Below are 18,666 nucleotides of genomic sequence, written 5' to 3' on the forward strand. Positions count from 1 at the left end.
ACGCCCGGTTACATTCCGAACCCGGAAGCTAAGCCTTTCAGCGCCGATGGTACTGCAGGGGGGACCCTGTGGGAGAGTAGGACGCCGCCGAACAATTTTTCACGCGGGTTCCCGAGCTTCGGCTCGGGGACCCGCGTTTTTTTATGCCCGATCACCTGTTGTTCATATGCGGTGAGCACCATGCCCAGCTATGGGGATCATCGGAAAGCTGGAGTCCGCGCGTCTCACCGCCGGGGACGAAGTGATCGTGCCGGCTTACGACGACGGCACCGTGGCCCGGGCCGTCGTGGCGGCCGGTGCCCTGCCGGTGTTCGCCGACATAGACCCGGAGACGTACTGCCTGGGGGTCGGGGGCATCGAGGCCGTAGTGACCTCGCGGACCGTCGGGCTCGTCCTCGTGCACCGCTTCGGGCACCCCGGCGAGGCCGGGCAGTTCAGGCAACTCGCGGAGCGGCTCGGACTGTTGCTGGTGGAGACGGACGAGGACGACGGCCAGGGCGGTGACGTCGTACAACGCCGGGAGCGGGCCGCGTACTTGGACCGGCGGCTCGTGGGCGTACGGACGCCCGTGCCGGCCGTCGGGCACGGGTATCAGCGCTATGTCGTACGGGTGCTGGGGAACGGGCGGCCCGACCGGGACGCGTTCGCGCGGCTGCTGCGGCGGCGCGGGGTCGCGTGTGAGGTGCCCGTGCTCACGCCCGTACACCGGACGCGGGAGTTCAGGCGGATCGGGTGTGTGCTGCCGGAGACCGAGCGGGCCGTGGACGAGACGCTCGCGCTGCCCCGCCTCGACGGGCTTTCCGACGCGGACGTACGGAAGTTGGTGTCGGTCTGCAACGCGCTCGGGGGGTTGCTCCAGCCCGCCTGACGGGGGATGTGGGCCCGGAGCTGGAGGAACGGGCGGGCGTGGTTCGGAACACCGTCTGATTCAGGGTATGCTTTATCTCGTTGGTGAGGGGGAAACCCCGAAACAACAACCGGCCCCTATAGCTCAGTCGGTAGAGCGTCTCCATGGTAAGGAGAAGGTCTGCGGTTCGATTCCGCATGGGGGCTCAGGAGGAAGACGATGAAAGGCCCCGCCCATTGGGCGGGGCCTTTCGCGTTCTCCGGCCACCGGTGGGCGGTGGCCCCTGGTCCTGTCGGGCCCCGGGGCCCCGGCTCCGCTAATGCCGGGGCTGTTCCGGGATACGCATCGACAGAATCGCCATGTCGTCGGACGCGGGCTCGGCGGCGAAGCGTTCCACCGCGCGCAGGACGCGGGCCGCAACGGCGCCGGCGGTCAGGCCCGTACACGTGGCGAGGACGTCGGTCAGACCGTCGTCTCCCAACATGCGGGTACCCTCCCGGCGCTCGGTGATGCCATCCGTCACGCAGAGAAGGACGTCGCCCGGGTCCAGGGTGATCGTCTCCTCGTACAGCTCCAGGTCCTCCATGACGCCGAGCAGCGGCTGGGGTTCGGCCGCGGGCTCCACCGTGCCGTCCTGGCGCAGGCGCAGCGGAAGCGGGTGGCCCGCGCAGACGACCTTCAGGACGGCGCTGCCGTCCTCCTGGGGCCACAGCTCGCCGTAAAGGAGCGTCAGGAAGCGGCTGCGGGCGCCCTCGTCGAGGATCGCGGCGTTGAGACGCTCCAGGACCGCGGGGCCGCCGAAGCCCTCGCGGGCGAGCAGGCGCAGCGCGTGGCGGGCCAGGCCCGTGACGGCCGCCGCCTCGGGGCCGGTGCCGCACACGTCGCCGATGGCGAAGCCGTAGGCGCCGTCGCGGATGGGGAAGAGGTCGTAGAAGTCGCCGCCGACCTCGTTGCCCTCGCCGGCCGCGCGGTAGATGACCTCGACCTCGACGCCGGGGATCTGGGGGAGGCCCGGGGGCAGCAGGCTGCGCTGGAGGGAGCGGCTGATGGCCATGCGCTCCGAGTAGAGGCGGGCGTTGTCGAGGGCGAGCGCGGCCCGGCGGGAGAGGTCCTCGGCCAGTTCCAGGATCTCCTGGCGGAAGTGGTCGTCGGAGGGCTTGCCGAGGGTGAGCATGCCGATGACGCGGTTGCGGGCGACCAGGGGCAGCACGACGGTCTCGCCGCCGACGGCGGCGGCCGTGGACAGTGTGGTGCCGAGGCCGCTGCCCAGGTGCGGGCTGCTGCCGCGGCCGAGGTCGCGCATCGAGGTGCGCAGCGCGGCCTGGTGGGCGGCTTCGCCGGGGGCGCTCCAGACGCGGGCGCCCGGGGTGGGGACCGGCTCCGGCGGGTCGATCTTGGACAGGAGCGCCTTGAGGCCGTCGATGCGCTCCTCGTCCTCGTGCAGGACGTAGGACAGGTACGGGTCGGAGGACTGGTCCGCGATCGTGTAGACGGCGCACCAGGTGGCGAGGGTGGGGACGGTCATCTGTGCCATCAGGGCCAACGTCTGGTCCCGGTCCAGGGTTCCCGCGAGCAGGTCCGAGGCCTCCACGAGGAAGCTCAGGGATCCGCGGCGGAGGCGTTCGAGCTCACCGAGGCGGGCCGACTCGACGGCGAGCGCGATGCGGTCGGCGGCGAACTGGAGGCGCAGCGCCTCCTCGTTGGAGTAGCGCCCGGCGGATTCGGCGGCGACGCCCAGGGAGCCGGTGAGGCGGCCCTCGACCTTGAGGGGGACGGTGACGACCGAGCGCATGCCGGAGCCGCCGAGGATGGGGACGGCGCCGGGAACGGCCGCGAGGTCCTCGTGGACGGCGGGCATCCTGGCCGAGCCGTAGCGGCCGGTGCCCGCTTCGACGGGCACGCGCGCGAAGCGCTGGCGGGCGGAGGGCAGGCCGGTGGTGGCGCGGACCTCCAGCTCGGTCTCGTCGTCGGTGGCCAGCAGCAGGAAGGCGGCGTCGCCGTCGAGCATGTCGCGGGCGCGCTCCACAGTGCGCTGGAGCAGTCCGTCCAGGTCGTCGGGGGCGGGGGAGCCGATGAAGACCTCGAACGGGTCGACGTTGCGGCTCTCGCCCATGGCCGCGGGGTCGCCGGCGGGGGCGCGTACGGGGGTCTGGAGCACGGCGCGCTCGTCGTCGCGGACCAGGAGGCAGACGGTGGACGGTTCGCCGTTGGTGTCCCGTACGCGCAGGTGTGACGCGTACACGGGCAGGACGCGGCCGTCGGCGCCGCGGATGCCGTAGCTGCCCTCCCAGCGCGACAGCTGGAGGGCTTCGACGATCCCGGTGGAGGTGCCGGGGGTGTGCGGCCAGGCCGCGAAGTCGGTGAGCTGCTTGCCGGTGACCTTCTCCGCGGGGTAGCCGAAGAGCTCCTCGGCGTCCTCGTTCCAGGCGCGGACGGCGCCGGTGCTGTCGATCTGGATGACCGCGACGCGGACCCGGCCGTCGGTGACGGGCAGCAGGTCCAGGGGCAGGGCGGGACCGGCCGAGCGGGTGCCCACCCGGCGGGCGGGCAGGTCGAGTTGGAACCAGACGTGCTTGCGGGTGGGGGTGTACTCGACGCCCCAGCGGGAGGCGATGGCGGCGCACAGCAGCAGGCCGCGGCCGTTCTCGCGGTCGGGTCCCGCGACCTCGGCGGGCGAGGCGTGGAGCGGGACCTCACGTTCGGGGTAGTGGTCGGCCACCTCGACGCGGACGCCGTCCTCGGAGCGCAGGCACAGGACGTCGGCGGCGGTGCCGGCGTGGACGACCGCGTTGGTGACCAGCTCGCTGGTGAGGACGACGGCGTCGTCGACGACGTCCGCGTACCCCCAGCCCTGGAGGGTGTCGCGGACGAAGGCGCGGGCGGTCGCCACGGACCGCCCGACGGGTTCGAAGCTGGCTTCCGCCCGCGCGGTGATCACAGAACTCCTCGTACGCGTCTCGACGCCCGGTTTCCCCTGCCGGGGTCCGGGAAGGTGCCCCCCGGGAATCAACACTCCCATGTGTGGCCCGCCCCCTCCGGTGTCCCGTGGTCGTCCTTGTGGCGTCCGCGGCCCCCGGGCTCACTGGAGCAGGGGGCGCCGCCGCCCTCGGACGGACCGGGGCGGTTGGACAGCCGGAAGCCAGGTTACTTACCTTCACTGTCCTGGCGGATGCCGGTCACCAGTGTTTCCGCCCTCCGTGGGCGGGGACGGTATGCGAAGCTGCCGAACTGTTATGGCCGGGTCCGGCCATGGTGAAACACTGGGAAGGCTTCGAGCAAAGCCCGACGAGGGCGGTCGACCCCTGCGGGAGGGACACGGTGGAGTCTGGCGTGGCGGCGCGTGGCAAGAGCACGCGCGCGAAGGGCGGACGGACCCGCGGCAAGGGGACGACCGAGGTGGACACCGCTGCGCTGCAGCGGCTGCTCGCCGCACTGGCGTCGATGCGGGACGGCAATTTCCGCAAGCGGCTGACCGTCTCCGGGGACGGGATGATGGCCGAGATCGCCGCGGTCTTCAACGAGGTCGCCGACCGCAATCTGCATCTGACGGGCGAGATCGCCCGGGTGCGGCGGATGGTGGGCCGGGAGGGGAAGCTCACCGAGCGGCTGGAGACGGGGGCCTGTGAGGGCTCCTGGGCGGCCGCCATCGACGCCTCGAACGCGCTGGTGGACGATCTGGCCCGGCCGGTCTCCGAGGTCGGCAGGGTGCTGTCCGCGGTCGCGGAGGGCGATCTGGAGCAGCGCATGGACCTGCGCTCGCACGGCGTGGACAACGCCGAGCGGCCGCTGCGCGGAGAGTTCCTCAAGGTGGGGCGGACCGTCAACAACCTGGTCGACCAGCTCTCGGCGTTCACCGACGAGGTGACGAGGGTCGCACTGGAGGTCGGTACCGAGGGCAAGCTCGGCGGCCAGGCCCAGGTACGCGGAATGTCCGGTTCGTGGAAGGACCTCACGGATTCGGTGAACACGATGGCGTACCGGCTGACCGCCCAGGTGCGTGACATCGCTCTCGTGACGACGGCGGTCGCCAAGGGCGATCTGTCGCGCAAGGTGACCGTGCACGTCGCCGGTGAGATGCTCCAGCTGAAGAACACCGTGAACACGATGGTCGACCAGCTCTCCTCGTTCTCCTCCGAGGTGACGCGGGTCGCGCGCGAGGTGGGCACCGAGGGCGAGCTCGGCGGCCAGGCGCAGGTGCCCGGCGTCGCGGGTGTGTGGAAGGACCTGACGGACTCCGTCAACCTGATGGCGGGCAACCTGACCGCACAGGTGCGCGGGATCGCGCAGGTGACGACGGCGGTCGCCAACGGTGACCTGTCGCAGAAGGTGACCGTCAACGCGCGCGGGGAGGTCGCCCAGCTCGCCGAGACGATCAACCAGATGACCGAGACGCTGCGCACGTTCGCGGACGAGGTGACCCGGGTCGCCAACGAGGTCGGCGCCGAGGGCCTGCTCGGCGGGCAGGCGCAGGTGCCGGGCGCGGCGGGCACCTGGAAGGACCTGACCGACTCGGTGAACACGGTCTTCCGCAACCTGACGACGCAGGTGCGGGACATCGCGCAGGTGACCACGGCGGTCGCCAACGGTGACATGACCCAGAAGGTCACGGTCGACGTCGCGGGCGAGATGCTGGAGCTGAAGAACACCGTCAACACGATGGTCGACCAGCTCCAGTCGTTCGGTTCCGAGGTGACCCGGGTGGCCCGGGAGGTCGGCGTCGAGGGGCGCCTGGGCGGTCAGGCGGAGGTGCCGGGCGCGGCGGGTACCTGGAAGGACCTGACGGACTCCGTCAACAACGCGTTCCGCAACCTCACCGGCCAGGTGCGCAACATCGCGCAGGTGACGACGGCCGTCGCCAACGGCGACCTGTCGCAGAAGGTCACGGTGGACGTCTCCGGCGAGATGCTGGAGCTGAAGAACACCGTCAACACGATGGTGGACCAGCTGGCCTCGTTCGCCGCCCAGTTGACGCGGATGGCCCAGGACGTCGGTACGGAGGGCCGGCTCGGCGGTCAGGCCCGGGTGGACGGCGTCTCGGGCACCTGGAAGGAGCTCACCGACTCCGTCAACTTCATGGCGGGCAACCTCACGTCCCAGGTGCGCCAGATCGCCCAGGTGACCACGGCGGTGGCGCGCGGCGACCTGTCGCAGAAGATCGACGTGGACGCGCGCGGCGAGATCCTGGAGCTCAAGAACACCATCAACAACATGGTCGACCAGCTGTCCGGCTTCGCCGAGCAGGTGACCAGGGTCGCGCGCGAGGTGGGCACCGACGGACGCCTGGGCGGCCAGGCGCAGGTGCCGGGCGTGGCCGGGGTGTGGCGGGATCTGACGGACTCGGTGAACGGCATGGCCGGCAACCTCACCGCCCAGGTCCGCAATATCGCCCAGGTCGCCACGGCGGTGGCGCGCGGCGACCTGTCGCAGAAGATCGACGTGGACGCGCGTGGCGAGATCCTTGAGCTCAAGAACGTCCTGAACACGATGGTCGACCAGCTCTCGAACTTCGCGGAGCAGGTGACCCGGGTGGCCCGCGAGGTGGGCACCGAGGGCATCCTGGGCGGCCAGGCGGAGGTGCAGGGCGTCTCGGGTACCTGGAAGGACCTGACGCAGTCCGTCAACTTCATGGCGAACAACCTCACCTTCCAGGTGCGCAACATCGCCGAGGTGACGACGGCGGTCGCCAAGGGCGACCTCTCGAAGAAGATCACCGTCGACGCCAAGGGCGAGATCCTGGAGCTGGTGACCACCGTCAACACGATGGTCGACCAGCTGTCGAACTTCGCGGACGAGGTGACCCGGGTCGCGCGCGAGGTGGGCACCGAGGGCATCCTCGGCGGTCAGGCCCGGGTGCGCGGGGTCACCGGCATCTGGAAGGACCTCAGCGACAACGTCAACCTGATGGCCGCGAACCTCACCTACCAGGTGCGCAACATCGCCCGGGTCTCCACCGCCGTCGCCAACGGCGACCTCACCAAGAAGGTGACGGTCGAGGCGCGCGGCGAGGTCGCGGAGCTCGCCGACACCGTCAACACCATGGTGACGACCCTGTCGTCCTTCGCCGACCAGGTCACCCGGGTCGCGCGCGAGGTGGGCACCGACGGCATCCTGGGCGGCCAAGCCCGCGTCCCCGGCGTCTCCGGTACGTGGAAGGACCTCACCGAGTCGGTGAACTCCATGGCCGACAACCTCACCGGGCAGGTGCGCCAGATCGCCACGGTCACCACCGCCATCGCCAAGGGCGACCTCACCAAGAAGATCGACATCGACGCGCGCGGTGAGATCCAGGAGCTGAAGAACACCATCAACACGATGGTCGACCAGCTCTCCTCGTTCGCCGTGGAGGTCACCCGCGTCGCGCGCGAGGTGGGCACCGAGGGCCAGCTCGGCGGCCACGCGCGCGTACGCGACGTGGACGGCACCTGGCGCGACCTGACCGAGTCCGTGAACGAGATGGCCGGGAACCTGACCCGGCAGGTGCGCGCCATCGCGGCCGTTGCCACCGCGGTGACCCGCGGCGACCTCAACCTCAAGATCGACGTGGACGCGGCGGGCGAGATCCAGGCCCTCCAGGACAACATCAACACGATGATCGCCAACCTGCGCGACACCACGGTCGCCAACAAGGAGCAGGACTGGCTCAAGGGCAACCTCGCCCGTATCTCCGGTCTGATGCAGGGCAGGCGCGACCTCGACGACGTCGCCTCCCTGATCATGACCGAGCTGACGCCGGTGGTCTCGGCGCAGCACGGCGCGTTCTTCCTGGCGCTGCCGACCGGCGGCTCCAACGAGGTCGGCGGGGACGAGGACAGCCCGTACGAGCTGAGGATGCGCGGGAGTTACGGGTACTCGGCGGGTTCGATGCCCACGTCGTTCCGGCCCGGTGAGACGCTGATCGGCACGGCGGCGGAGGAGAAGCGCACGATCCTGGTGGAGAACGTGCCGCCGGGCTACCTCAAGATCTCCTCCGGGCTCGGGGACGCGCCGCCCGCGCATGTGATCGTGCTGCCGGTGCTCTTCGAGGGCAAGGTCCTCGGGGTGATCGAACTGGCCTCCTTCCAGCCGTTCACCCAGATCCAGAAGGACTTCCTCAACCAGATCGCGGAGATGATCGCGACCAGCGTCAACACGATCAGCGTCAACTCCAAGACCGAGGTGCTGCTCAAGCAGTCGCAGGAGTTGACCGAGCAGCTGCGCGAGCGGTCGGCGGAGCTGGAGAACCGGCAGAAGGCCCTCCAGGCCTCCAACGCGGAGCTGGAGGAGAAGGCCGAGCTGCTCGCCCAGCAGAACCGCGACATCGAGGTGAAGAACACCGAGATCGAGGAGGCCCGGCAGGTCCTGGAGGAGCGCGCCGAGCAGCTCGCGGTCTCCATGCGCTACAAGTCCGAGTTCCTGGCGAACATGTCGCACGAGCTGCGGACCCCGCTCAACTCCCTGCTGATCCTCGCCAAGTTGCTCGCCGACAACGCGGAGGGCAACCTCTCGCCGAAGCAGGTCGAATTCGCGGAAACGATCCACGGTGCGGGTTCCGACCTGCTCCAGCTGATCAACGACATCCTGGACCTGTCCAAGGTCGAGGCGGGCAAGATGGACGTCAGTCCGACCCGGATCGCCCTGGTGCAGCTCGTCGACTATGTGGAGGCGACCTTCCGGCCGCTCACCGCGGAGAAGGGGCTCGACTTCTCCGTACGGGTGTCGCCGGAGCTCCCGGCGACCCTGCACACCGACGAGCAGCGGCTCCTCCAGGTGCTGCGCAATCTGCTGTCGAACGCGGTGAAGTTCACCGACAGCGGGGCCGTCGAGCTGGTGATCAGGCCCGCCCACGCCGATGTGCCGCACGCGATCCGCGAACAGCTCCTGGAGGCGGGCTCGCTGCGCGACGCGGACGCCGATCTGATCGCGTTCTCGGTGACCGACACCGGCATCGGGATCGCGGCCAGCAAGATGCGGGTGATCTTCGAGGCGTTCAAGCAGGCCGACGGCACGACCAGCCGCAAGTACGGCGGCACGGGCCTCGGGCTGTCGATCAGCCGCGAGATCGCCCGGCTGCTCGGCGGCGAGATCCACGCGGCGAGCGAGCCCGGCCGGGGCTCCACCTTCACGCTGTATCTGCCGCTGCACCCCAGCGAGTTGCCGCCGCAGGGCTACCCGCAGCTGCCGCCCGGCGGCGAGACGGACAGCGAGGCCGGCCGGGCGGACGCGGGCCGGCAGGACCCGATGCCGCACGAGACGGCGACGCTCGCCCCGAGCGAGGCCCAGACGGGGACGGCAGGGCTCTTCCGGCGCCGCCGAAAGGCGCTCGGCGCGGAGCCCGCCGCGACGCTGCCCGGACAGCAGGGAGAGGCGCAGCCGGACGCGTGGGCGGCTCAGGAGCCGGAGCACGCGCCCGCGCGCACCTTCCACTTCGGCGGTGAGAAGGTGCTGATCGTCGACGACGACGTACGGAACGTCTTCGCGCTCACCAGCGTGCTGGAGCAGCACGGCCTTTCGGTGCTGTACGCGGAGAACGGCCGCGAGGGGATCGAGGTCCTGGAGCAGCACGAGGACACGGCCGTCGTGCTGATGGACATCATGATGCCGGAAATGGACGGGTACGCCACGACATCGGCGATTCGCCGGATGCCGCAGTTCGCCGGGCTGCCGATCATCGCGCTCACCGCGAAGGCGATGAAGGGCGACCGGGAGAAGGCCATCGAGTCCGGGGCTTCGGACTACGTGACCAAGCCGGTCGACCCCGACCACCTGCTCTCGGTGATGGAGCAGTGGATGCGGGAGAAGTGATCGCCGGCGGGCGGTCCGCCGCGCGGTGCTGACTGACTGTGGCCGAAGGCGTGTGGGAGGGCGGTATTCGGGGAACCTTCTGGTCTCCCACTACGTTTCTGCTACGTGCACAGTGACATCGCGGTGACAGGGTGTGGCGACAGGCGGGGTGCGGCTACCATGACCGGCACAAGGACGGGCGGCGCAAGGGAGTCGTCCTCAGGGGCGGCGCCCGGTGCTTCCCCAAGTCCTTCGGACAGGGGAGGCCCCAAGCCGGGGCGAGGAGGACGGGCCATGGTGCAGAAGGCCAAGATCCTCCTGGTCGATGACCGGCCGGAGAATCTGCTGGCGCTGGAGGCCATCCTCTCCGCGCTCGATCAGACACTGGTGCGGGCATCGTCAGGGGAGGAAGCGCTCAAAGCGCTGCTGACGGACGATTTCGCGGTGATCCTGCTGGACGTCCAGATGCCGGGCATGGACGGTTTCGAGACCGCCGCGCACATCAAGCGGCGGGAGCGGACCCGGGACATCCCGATCATCTTCCTCACCGCCATCAACCACGGCCCCCACCACACCTTCCGGGGGTACGCGGCGGGAGCCGTCGACTACATCTCCAAGCCCTTCGACCCCTGGGTGCTGCGCGCCAAGGTGTCGGTGTTCGTCGAGCTGTACATGAAGAACTGTCAGCTGCGCGAGCAGGCCGCGCTGCTCCGGCTCCAGTTGGAGGGCGGCGGCCAGACGGCCGGCGACCCCAAGGAGCCCGCGGGGCTGCTCGCCGAGCTGTCCGCGCGGCTCGCGGCGGTCGAGGAGCAGGCCGAGGCGCTCTCCAAACAGCTCGACGACGAGTCGGCGGACGCGGCGGCGGTGGCCACCGCCGCCCATCTGGAGCGCAAACTGACCGGCCTGCGGCGGGCGCTCGACGCCCTGGAGCCGGGCACCGGCAGCGGCACCGCGGCCGTCCCCTCGCAGAACTGACGCACAGAACTGACCCGCAGAACTGAACCCGCACCGACTCGCAGAACTGAACCCAGACCGACTCGCAGAACCGAGCGGAACCGGAGCGAGCCGTTGCGGGGGGCCAGGCGCTGAGGGTGCGTCAGCCCCTTTCGCCCGTACGCCGGTCCTGTCCCCGCGCCTGTGACTATCGTCTTTCGGTACGACACGAACGGGTGAAGCACCGGCCGCCGTGTCGACGGCCGTCCGCACCGGTAACCTCAGCACCATGGCCTCACGTACGTCCGGCAAGGGTTCCCAGGGCACGGCGGGCACCGCGAAGCGCACCGGCCGTACCGCGGCGCCCGCCAAGAAGGCGCCCGCGAAGAAGACCGTCGCGCCCGCGAAGAAGGCACCCGCCAAAAGGGCGCCCGCCAAGAAGGCGATGCCCCCCAAGGCCGCGCCCCAGCGCGCGCCTTCACCCACCGGGGGCGTGTACCGGCTCGCGCGCGCCGTGTGGCTGGGCGCCGCCCATGGCGTCGGCGCGATGTTCCGCAGCGTGGGGCGCGGCGCCAAGGGCCTCGACCCCGCCCACCGCAAGGACGGCGTCGCCCTGCTGCTGCTCGGGATCGCGCTGATAGTGGCCGCGGGCACCTGGTCCCAGCTGCGCGGCCCGGTCGGCGAGCTCGTCGAGATGCTGGTGACCGGCGCCTTCGGCCGGCTCGACCTGCTGGTGCCGCTGCTGCTCGGCGCGATCGCCGTCCGGCTGATCCTCTATCCGGAGAAGCCCGAGGCCAACGGCCGGATCGTGATCGGCCTCTCCGCGCTGGTGCTCGGCGTGCTCGGCCAGGTCCACATCGCCTGCGGCTCGCCCGGCCGCGACGACGGCACCAGCGCGATGCAGGACGCCGGCGGTCTCATCGGCTGGGGCGCGTCCAAGCCGCTGGAATTCCTGATGGGCGATGTGCTCGCGGTGCCGATGCTGGTGCTGCTGACCGTCTTCGGGCTGCTCGTGGTCACCGCGACGCCCGTCAACGCCATCCCGCAGCGCCTGCGGGCCCTGTGCGTCCGGCTCGGCGTCCTGGAGCCGCTGCCGGGGGAACTGGTCGAGGACGAGCTGTACGAGGACGACTGGCGTACCGCCGACGAACCGGAGCCCGCGCCGCGCGCCCGGCGCACGCCCGGGCGCAGGATCGCGCCGGGCGACGGTTACGCCCCGGGCGAGGCCGAGCAGGCGGCGCTCTCGCAGCGCCGCAAGCCCCGGCGCGCCTCGGTGCAACCGGCGTTCGACACCCCCATGGACCCCGTCGACGTGGCCGCCGCCGCGGCCGCGGCGCTCGACGGCGCCGTACTGAACGGCCTGCCGCCCTCCCCGGTCGTCGCGGACCTCACCCAGGGCGTCACCACCGAGCGGGAGCGGGGGAGCACCACACCGGTGCCCACGGCCCGCGGTGAGGCGGCGGGCGCGGCCGGGACACCGACCACCAAGGCCGGCGCGACCGGTCCGGCGCCCAGGGCGACCCCGGGCGCCCCCGCCGTCGTACCGGATCTGACCAAGGCGGCGCCGGAGCACTCGCAGATGCCGGCGCGCGCCGAGCAGCTCCAGCTCGCGGGCGACATCACGTACGCGCTGCCCTCGCTGGACCTGCTGGAGCGCGGCGGGCCCGGCAAGACGCGCAGCGCCGCCAACGACGCCATAGTGGCCTCGCTCCAGAACGTCTTCACGGAGTTCAAGGTCGACGCCGCCGTCACCGGCTTCACCCGGGGCCCGACGGTCACCCGGTACGAGGTGGAGCTGGGGCCGGCCGTCAAGGTCGAGCGGATCACGGCGCTGACCAAGAACATCGCGTACGCGGTGGCCAGCCCGGACGTACGGATCATCTCGCCGATCCCCGGCAAGTCGGCGGTCGGTATCGAGATCCCGAACACCGACCGCGAGATGGTCAACCTCGGTGACGTGCTGCGGCTCGCGGACGCGGCCGAGGACGACCACCCGATGCTCGTCGCGCTCGGCAAGGACGTCGAGGGCGGCTATGTGATGGCCAACCTGGCGAAGATGCCGCACGTCCTGGTGGCGGGCGCGACCGGCTCCGGCAAGTCGTCCTGCATCAACTGCCTGATCACCTCGGTCATGGTGCGCGCCACCCCCGAGGACGTACGGATGGTGCTCGTCGACCCCAAGCGGGTGGAACTCACCGCCTACGAGGGCATTCCGCATCTGATCACACCGATCATCACCAACCCCAAGCGGGCCGCCGAGGCGCTCCAGTGGGTCGTGCGCGAGATGGATCTGCGCTACGACGACCTGGCGGCGTTCGGATTCCGCCATATCGACGACTTCAACGAGGCGATCCGCAACGGCAAGGTCAAGCTGCCCGAGGGCAGCGAGCGGGAACTGACCCCGTACCCGTATCTGCTGGTGATCGTCGACGAGCTCGCGGACCTGATGATGGTGGCGCCGCGTGACGTCGAGGACGCGATCGTGCGCATCACCCAGTTGGCCCGTGCCGCCGGCATCCATCTGGTCCTCGCCACCCAGCGGCCCTCGGTCGACGTCGTGACCGGCCTGATCAAGGCGAACGTGCCCTCCCGGCTCGCCTTCGCGACCTCCTCGCTCGCCGACAGCCGTGTCATCCTCGACCAGCCCGGTGCCGAGAAGCTCATCGGAAAGGGTGACGGACTGTTCCTGCCGATGGGCGCGAACAAGCCGACCCGCCTCCAGGGCGCGTTCGTCACCGAGGAGGAGATCGGGGCGATCGTCCAGCACTGCAAGGACCAGATGGCGCCGGTCTTCCGCGAGGACGTCACGGTCGGCCAGAAGCAGAAGAAGGAGATCGACGAGGAGATCGGCGACGACCTCGACCTGCTCTGCCAGGCCGCCGAGCTGGTGGTCTCCACCCAGTTCGGGTCGACCTCGATGCTCCAGCGCAAGCTGCGGGTCGGCTTCGCCAAGGCCGGCCGGCTGATGGACCTGATGGAGTCGCGCGGGATCGTGGGACCCAGCGAGGGCTCCAAGGCGCGCGACGTCCTGGTCAAACCGGACGAACTCGACGGTGTGCTCGCGGTCATCCGGGGGGAGGCTCCCTGATGGCCCGGGGCGGGCCCGAAGGGGCGATCGGGCGGCCGAATGGAGCACGCGTACGGGAGGGTGGGGCAACCGTTCTCCCCGGTTGTACGTCCAGTTGAGGGAAGAACAGGAACATGCCCCCCTCCTGACCCGTTAGGAGGAAGGGAGGAGGCCATTCCTATGGCGTACAAACTCCACCCTCCCGGTTGCCCCACCCTTTCGTACCCCCCCTAGACTGAACCTCCAGCAGGTGGCTCACGCTCGAAAGGCGCCCCCGTGTCCATCGGCAACTCCCCCGAAGACGACCGGCCTTCCCTCGGCGACGACGACCGGCCCTCCTTTGCTGACGACAACCGGCCGACGATCGGGCACGCGCTCAAGCAGGCCCGTATCGCGGCGGGACTGACCGTCGACGAGGTCAGTTCGATCACGAGAGTGCGCATTCCGATCGTCCACGGCCTGGAGGAGGACGACTTCTCCCGCTGCGGCGGCGATGTGTACGCGCGCGGACACATCCGCACGGTCGCGCGGGCCGTGCACCTGGACCCCGAGCCCCTGGTCGCGCAGTACGACGCCGACCACGGCGGCCGTCCCGAGCCCACACCCGCCGCACCCATGTTCGAGGCCGAGCGGATCCGGCCCGAGCGGCGCCGGCCGAACTGGACCGCGGCCATGGTCGCCGCGATCGTGGTGGTCGTCGGTTTCGTCGGCTTCACGATGTTCAGCGGCGACGGCGACTCCAAGAGCAAGGGCACCCAGGTGGCGGAGGGCCCCACCCAGACGCAGCAGCGCAGCCCGAGCCCCAAGCCGGTCCCGAGCCTGCCGCCGGTGTCCAAGCCCCCCGCCCCCTCGGACAGCGCCATCGCGGCGGCCCCGCAGGACAAGGTCACCGTCAAGCTGAGCGCCATCTCCGACAAGAGCTGGATCTCCGCCAAGGCGCACAACGGCCAGGTGCTCTACGACGGCCTCCTGGAGAAGGGCGAGTCGAAGACCTTCGTGGACGGCGAGAAGATCGACCTGATCCTCGGCAACGCCGGGGCGATCGAGCTCTACGTCAACGGCAAGAAGGTCGAGGACCAGTTCGGAGACGGCCAGGTCGAGCGGCTGACCTACACCAAGGGCGACCCGGTCGTCGGCTGACGGCCGCGCCGCACCCCGGCGCCGCAGGGCCGCCCATTCCTTGATCAGCCCTCGCGGCGGGGACGCGGGCCGGGACAAAGTAGTCTTGAGTCCATGCCCGAACGCCGTACCGTCGCCCTTGTCACTCTCGGCTGCGCCCGTAACGAGGTGGACTCGGAGGAGCTTGCAGGCCGCTTGGCAGCGGACGGCTGGGAGCTCGTCGAGGACGCCGCGGACGCCGATGTCGCCGTCGTCAACACCTGTGGGTTCGTCGAAGCCGCCAAGAAGGACTCCGTCGACGCCCTCCTCGAAGCCAACGATCTCAAGGATCACGGCAGGACCCAGGCCGTCGTCGCGGTCGGCTGTATGGCCGAGCGGTACGGCAAGGAGCTCGCCGACGCGCTCCCCGAGGCCGACGGTGTGCTCGGCTTCGACGACTACGCCGACATCTCCGGCCGCCTCCAGACCATCCTCAGCGGCGGGAGCGTCGAGGCGCACACCCCGCGCGACCGGCGCAAGCTGCTGCCCCTGAGCCCCGTCGAGCGCCAGGGCGCCGCCGTGGCGCTGCCCGGCCACGCCCAGGAGGCCCAGGAGAGCGCCCCCGAGGACCTGCCCGAGGGCGTCGCCCCCGCGTCCGGTCCGCGCGCCCCGCTGCGCCGCCGGCTGGACACCAGCCCGGTCGCCTCGGTGAAGCTGGCCTCCGGCTGCGACCGCCGCTGCTCGTTCTGCGCCATCCCGTCCTTCCGCGGCTCCTTCATCTCGCGCCGCCCCTCGGACGTCCTGGGCGAGACGCGCTGGCTGGCCGAGCAGGGCGTCAAGGAGGTCATGCTGGTCTCCGAGAACAACACCTCGTACGGCAAGGACCTCGGTGACATCCGCCTCCTGGAGACGCTGCTGCCCGAGCTCGCGGCCGTCGAGGGCATCGAGCGTGTACGCGTCAGCTACCTCCAGCCCGCCGAGATGCGCCCGGGCCTGATCGACGTACTGACCTCGACCGACAAGGTCGTCCCGTACTTCGACCTCTCCTTCCAGCACTCCGCCCCCGGTGTGCTGCGGGCCATGCGGCGCTTCGGCGACACCGAGCGCTTCCTGGAGCTGCTGGAGACGATCCGCGCCAAGGCGCCGTTGGCCGGTGTCCGCTCCAACTTCATCGTCGGCTTCCCCGGTGAGACCGAGGCCGACTTCCAGGAGCTGGAACGCTTCCTCACCGCCGCCCGCCTCGACGCCATCGGCGTGTTCGGCTACTCCGACGAGGAGGGCACCGAGGCCGTCACGTACGAGAACAAGCTGGACGCCGAGGTGATCGCGGAGCGGCTCGACCACCTGTCGCGGCTGGCCGAGGAGCTCACCGCCCAGCGCGCCGAGGAGCGCGTCGGCGACACCGTCCGGGTGTTGGTCGAGTCCGTCGACGGCGAGGACGGCGTGATCGGCCGCGCCGAGCACCAGGCGCCGGAGACCGACGGTCAAGTGCGGTTCACGGAGGGCGCGGGACTGACGCCGGGCCGTATCGTCGAGGCGAAGGTCGTCGCCGCCGAGGGCGTCGACCTGGTGGTGACGAGTCTCGACGTCCCTGAGGAGGCGGCCAGATGACCGGAGTCCCGGCATCCGCGGCGGGCGGTACCGGCCGGACGCCGGCGCCCGGCGGCAAGCTGGGCGCGGCGGCCGTCAACCAGGCGAGCCTCTGGAACGTCGCGAACCTCCTCACCATGGTCCGGCTCGTGCTCGTGCCGGGCTTCGTGGTGCTGATGCTCCAGGACGGCGGGTACGACCCGGCCTGGCGGGCCTGGGCATGGGCGGCGTTCGCCGTCGCCATGATCACGGACATCTTCGACGGGCATCTGGCCCGGACGTACAACCTGGTCACCGACTTCGGGAAGATCGCGGACCCCATCGCGGACAAGGCGATCATGGGTGCCGCGCTGGTCTGCCTCTCCTCGCTGGGCGATCTGCCGTGGTGGGTGACCGGGGTGATCCTGTTCCGGGAACTCGGGATCACGCTCATGCGTTTCTGGGTCATCAGGCACGGCGTGATTCCCGCCAGCCGCGGTGGGAAACTGAAGACACTCGCCCAGGGCACGGCGACGGGTATGTATGTACTGGCGCTCACGGGTCCACTGGCGACCCTGCGCTTCTGGGTGATGGCGATCGCCGTGGTGCTGACGGTCGTCACGGGACTGGACTATGTGCGACAGGCGGTCGTACTGAGGCGCCAGGGGCTCGCCGCACAGCGCGCGGCGCGCGCCGCCGAGGCCGCCGTGGAGGGACCGGGCCGGTGAAAGAGGCTGCGCGGATCATGCAACTGCTCACGGACCGTGACCAGACGGTGGCGGCCGCGGAGTCGCTGACCGGTGGGCTGGTGGCCGCGGAGCTGACCGAGGCACCGGGCGCCTCTGCGGGTTTCCTCGGCTCGGTGACGGCCTACGCGACGGACGTCAAGCAGAAGGTCCTGGGCGTCGACGGGACCCTGCTGGCTGAGCGCGGAGCCGTGGACGGCGAGGTCGCGCGGCAGATGGCAGCGGGTGTGCGCCGGCTCATGGGGGCCGACTGGGGTGTGGCGACGACCGGCGTCGCGGGCCCCGAACCCCAGGACGGCAAGCCCGTCGGGACGGTCCACGTGGCGGTCGAGGGACCGGATGGGACCGGGAAATCCGTCGCTTTGCGGTTGAACGGCGGCAGGGAGGAAATCCGTAGGGAGAGTGTACGGAGCGTGCTCGACCTGCTCGCCGGTGAACTCCGCGAAGACGCGCGGGCACAGGATACGGAACAGAACGGGGGGAATTGATGTTTGCAGCCCTGAGTGAACACGACATCGCTCCCCGCACGGCCGCAGCGCGAGGCGGTACGGTGGGGCGTGAAGGATGCGGCTACGCGGTCCGAGGAGGGAGCCACCGATGATTCTGCTCCGTCGCCTGCTGGGTGACGTGCTGCGTCGGCAGCGCCAGCGCCAGGGCCGTACTCTGCGCGAAGTCTCCTCGTCCGCCCGAGTCTCACTCGGCTATCTCTCCGAGGTGGAGCGGGGGCAGAAGGAGGCATCCTCCGAGCTGCTCTCCGCCATCTGCGACGCGCTTGACGTACGGATGTCCGAGCTCATGCGGGAAGTGAGCGACGAGCTGGCACTTGCCGAGCTCGCTGCCTCGGCGGCGGCGAGCGACCCGGTGCCCGCACCGGTACGTCCGATGCTCAATTCGATCTCCGTGACGTCGGTGACCGGCGTCCCGACCGAGCGTGTGACGATCAAGGCGCCCGCGGAAGCGGTGGACGTCGTCGCGGCCTGACGCTGTCGGGCTCTGTCTGTGAGAAGCCCCGGCCGGTCTGTTGACCGGCCGGGGCTTCTCTTTGCCCCGAAACCTTTGACATGCCCCCTTTGGGGCTTCGTGCCAAGGTGGTGGGTGAACGCGGGGAGCCGGCGCACACCGAACGGAGTCCATGCATGTCTGTCGTGAAGAGCTCGCTGTCCGAGACCGATCTGAAGGTGGTCGGTGACGCCCTCCAGGGCGCACTCGTCGACCTCGTGGACCTGGCGCTGGTCGCCAAGCAGGTCCACTGGAACGTCGTCGGGCCGCGCTTCAGGTCCGTGCACCTCCAGCTCGACGAGGTGGTCGACACCGCAAGGCTCCACTCCGACACGGTCGCCGAGCGGGCCGCCGCGCTCGGGGTCACCCCGGACGGCAGGGCGGCGACCGTGTCCTCGACGAGCGCGATCGGCGCGACGCCCACCGGCTGGATCAAGGACGGGGACGCGGTCCGGATCCTGGTCGACGCGCTGGGCGCGGTCGTGACGAGGATGCGCGAGCGGATCGACGCCACCGGCGACCCGGACCCGGTCAGCCAGGACGTGCTCATCGGGCTGACGGCGGACCTGGAGAAGCACGCCTGGATGTTCCAGGCGGAGAGCGGCTGACGGGCCGGGAGCCCGGACCGGCTCGCGGGGCGTACGGGG

Annotated in this window: 11 protein-coding genes, 1 tRNA gene and 1 rRNA gene; 12 read left to right on the top strand and 1 reads right to left on the bottom strand. The window is 70.5% G+C overall.

Annotation, left to right across the window (positions count from 1 at the left end; all coding sequences use genetic code 11):
- From rrf to ABZ404_RS35460, 3 genes are all read left to right on the top strand, one after another.
- Window positions 1–93: ribosomal RNA gene (rrf, locus tag ABZ404_RS35450) — 5S ribosomal RNA — on the top strand; the annotation flags it as partial.
- 97 nt (window positions 94–190) lie between these two features.
- Entirely contained in the window at window positions 191–868 is a 678-nt protein-coding gene (locus ABZ404_RS35455; RefSeq protein ID WP_358836061.1) for a DegT/DnrJ/EryC1/StrS family aminotransferase, read from the top strand.
- 112 nt (window positions 869–980) lie between these two features.
- Window positions 981–1,053 (top strand) — tRNA-Thr (locus tag ABZ404_RS35460).
- Between the two features lie 110 nt (window positions 1,054–1,163).
- Here ABZ404_RS35460 and ABZ404_RS35465 read toward each other — a convergent pair.
- Window positions 1,164–3,866: a SpoIIE family protein phosphatase gene (locus ABZ404_RS35465; protein WP_358836062.1), complete on the bottom strand. Its 2,703-nt coding sequence runs from the start codon at window positions 3,864–3,866 to the stop codon at window positions 1,164–1,166.
- Between the two features lie 299 nt (window positions 3,867–4,165).
- Between ABZ404_RS35465 and ABZ404_RS35470 the strand changes: the two genes are divergently transcribed.
- From ABZ404_RS35470 to ABZ404_RS35510, 9 genes are all read left to right on the top strand, one after another.
- Window positions 4,166–9,628, top strand: coding sequence for a HAMP domain-containing protein (locus ABZ404_RS35470; protein WP_358836063.1), 5,463 nt, complete (start codon window positions 4,166–4,168; stop codon window positions 9,626–9,628).
- A 273-nt stretch (window positions 9,629–9,901) separates the two neighbouring features.
- Window positions 9,902–10,582 carry a response regulator gene (locus ABZ404_RS35475; protein ID WP_358836064.1) on the top strand — a complete coding sequence of 227 codons (681 nt, stop codon included), beginning with the start codon at window positions 9,902–9,904 and terminating at the stop codon, window positions 10,580–10,582.
- Between the two features lie 247 nt (window positions 10,583–10,829).
- Complete coding sequence (locus ABZ404_RS35480; RefSeq protein WP_358991313.1) at window positions 10,830–13,628, top strand: DNA translocase FtsK; 2,799 nt, start codon at window positions 10,830–10,832, stop codon at window positions 13,626–13,628.
- Between the two features lie 255 nt (window positions 13,629–13,883).
- A complete protein-coding gene (locus tag ABZ404_RS35485; RefSeq protein WP_358837646.1) occupies window positions 13,884–14,747 on the top strand; it encodes a RodZ domain-containing protein in 864 nt (287 codons plus the stop codon).
- Window positions 14,748–14,840: 93 nt separating this feature from the next.
- A complete protein-coding gene (gene rimO, locus ABZ404_RS35490; protein ID WP_358991315.1) occupies window positions 14,841–16,316 on the top strand; it encodes a 30S ribosomal protein S12 methylthiotransferase RimO in 1,476 nt (491 codons plus the stop codon).
- Complete coding sequence (gene pgsA, locus ABZ404_RS35495; protein WP_358837085.1) at window positions 16,313–17,002, top strand: CDP-diacylglycerol--glycerol-3-phosphate 3-phosphatidyltransferase; 690 nt, start codon at window positions 16,313–16,315, stop codon at window positions 17,000–17,002. Before rimO ends, pgsA begins: the two co-directional genes overlap by 4 nt.
- Complete coding sequence (locus ABZ404_RS35500) at window positions 16,999–17,508, top strand: CinA family protein (RefSeq protein ID WP_358837084.1); 510 nt, start codon at window positions 16,999–17,001, stop codon at window positions 17,506–17,508. Before pgsA ends, ABZ404_RS35500 begins: the two co-directional genes overlap by 4 nt.
- 109 nt (window positions 17,509–17,617) lie before the next feature.
- Window positions 17,618–18,001 (top strand): helix-turn-helix transcriptional regulator, encoded by a 384-nt coding sequence (locus ABZ404_RS35505; RefSeq protein ID WP_067165033.1) that lies wholly within the window; start codon window positions 17,618–17,620, stop codon window positions 17,999–18,001.
- A gap of 155 nt (window positions 18,002–18,156) precedes the next feature.
- The gene (locus ABZ404_RS35510; RefSeq protein WP_358837083.1) at window positions 18,157–18,627 is read left to right on the top strand and encodes a DNA starvation/stationary phase protection protein; all 471 of its coding nucleotides are present in this window, start codon (window positions 18,157–18,159) and stop codon (window positions 18,625–18,627) included.
- The last annotated feature ends 39 nt before the right edge of the window (window positions 18,628–18,666 follow it).

This window comes from Streptomyces sp. NPDC005878 (assembly GCF_040629815.1).
Classification (GTDB): domain Bacteria; phylum Actinomycetota; class Actinomycetes; order Streptomycetales; family Streptomycetaceae; genus Streptomyces.